Genomic DNA, 1,879 nt, shown 5'->3' on the forward strand with positions numbered 1-1,879 from the left:
CGGTACAACCGCTCGCCGTCGCTGAACGGGTCGGCGACGAACCGCTCGCCGGTCAACCCCGGCCGGCTGACATAGCCGCGGGCCAGTTGGACACCAGCCAGGTACAACTCACCGGCGACGCCGGCCGGCACGGGCGCCAGGCGATCGTCCAGGACATAGACGCGGGTGTTGAACACCGGCCTGCCGATCGGCACCACCGGCGACGCGTCCGGCAGGACCTCGAACTCGGTGACGTCCACGGACGCCTCCGTCGGGCCGTACAGGTTGAACAGGCCGACGTCAGGAAGAACCGCGAAGAACCGGTCCCGGACCGCGGTGCCCAGGGCCTCACCGGAGCAGACGACCCGCCGCAGCCCGGAGCACGCCACCGCCTCCGGAACGGCCAGGAACGCCTCCAGCATCGACGGGACGAAGTGCACGGTGTCCACCCGCGCGTCACTGATCAGCCCGGCGATGTAGGACGGGTCCCGGTGACCGCCCGGCTTCGCGATCACCATCGTCGCGCCCTGAATCAACGGCCAGAACAGCTCCCACACCGACACGTCGAACCCGAACGGCGTCTTGTGCAGCACCCGATCGCCCTCGGCCAGCCCGAACCGCGACTGCATCCACACCAGACGGTTCACGATGCCCTCGTGCGGCACCACCACGCCCTTCGGCAGACCCGTCGAACCGGACGTGTAGATCACGTACGCCGCATGACCCGGAAGCACCCGCACACCCGGATCCGTGTCCGGCCAACCCTCAGCGGAGACATCGGTCAGCACACAGACGGCACCCGCGTCGGCCGCCATGAACGCACTACGATCCACCGGCAGATCAGGGTCGATCGGCAGATACGCACCACCGGCCTTCACCACCGCCAGCAACGCCACCACCAAGTCCACGCCCCGGGGCAGACGCACCCCCACGACGGAGTCCGCCCGCACACCCTCAGCGACCAGCCGGTGCGCCAACCGGTTCGACCGCACATCCAGGTCCCGGTAGGACACCGTCACGCCCTCGAACACCAGCGCCGCCATCGACGGCGTCCGACGCACCTGCGCCGCCAACAACGCCGGCAGCGTCCCCGGCGGAACCTCCACCGCGGTGTCGTTCCAGTCCCGCAGCACCCGGTCGAGTTCGGCGGTGTCGAGGACGCCGATCTCGGACAGCGGCGTCGGGTCGCCGGCCTCCAGGGCCGTGACGAGGTGCCGGACCGCGGTGTGCAGCATGCTGACGACCGCGGTCGAGTCGATCGGGCCGACGGCGTTGACGGTCAGGCCGAGCTGGGTGCCGTCGTCGTCGACGGAGACGGTGATCGGGTAGTTGGTGCTCTCCCGGGAGTACGTCGCCCGGACGCCCGCGAACCCTTCGCCGCCGGTGCCTTCCGCCTCGGCGGGGCTGTTGTGCCGGTAGTTGAGCAGGGTCGTGAAGAGCGGCAGGTCGCCGGGGACCGCGCTGACCCGCTGCGCCAGGGCGAGCGGGGCGTGCTCGTGTTCGAGGAGCCGGGCCAGTTGCCCGCGCATCTCGTCGATCGCCTGCTGGACGCCGAGGCCGCCGGTCCTGACCCGCACCGGCAGGGTGTTCATGAACAGGCCCGGCACGCGTTCCGATCCGGCGCCGGCGTTCATCCGGCCGAACAGGACGGTGCCGAACACGACGTCGTCGCGCCCGGAGACGACCGACAGGACCCGGGACCAGGCCACGTGCAGGACGGTCGCGGGGCTGACGCCCGAGCGGCGGGCGGCGTCCCGCAGCCGGGCCGCCAGGGTCTCGTCGAGGACGGCACCGGCGCGGACCAGGCCGGAGCCGTCGCCGCGGACGTCGCTGACCCCGAACGCGGCCGTCGGCTCGTCGACGCCGTCGAGGAGGTCACGGAAGAACGCCTCGTGGCCAC

Annotated in this window: 1 protein-coding gene; it reads right to left on the reverse strand. The window is 71.4% G+C overall.

Annotated elements, in window-relative coordinates; genetic code table 11:
* The coding region (locus AB0I21_RS57445; protein WP_360574522.1) for an amino acid adenylation domain-containing protein at positions 1 to 1,879 on the reverse strand (1,879 nt) is incomplete at both ends.

It is taken from the genome of Dactylosporangium sp. NPDC050588 (genome assembly GCF_040654975.1).
Taxonomy (GTDB): domain Bacteria; phylum Actinomycetota; class Actinomycetes; order Mycobacteriales; family Micromonosporaceae; genus Dactylosporangium; species Dactylosporangium maewongense.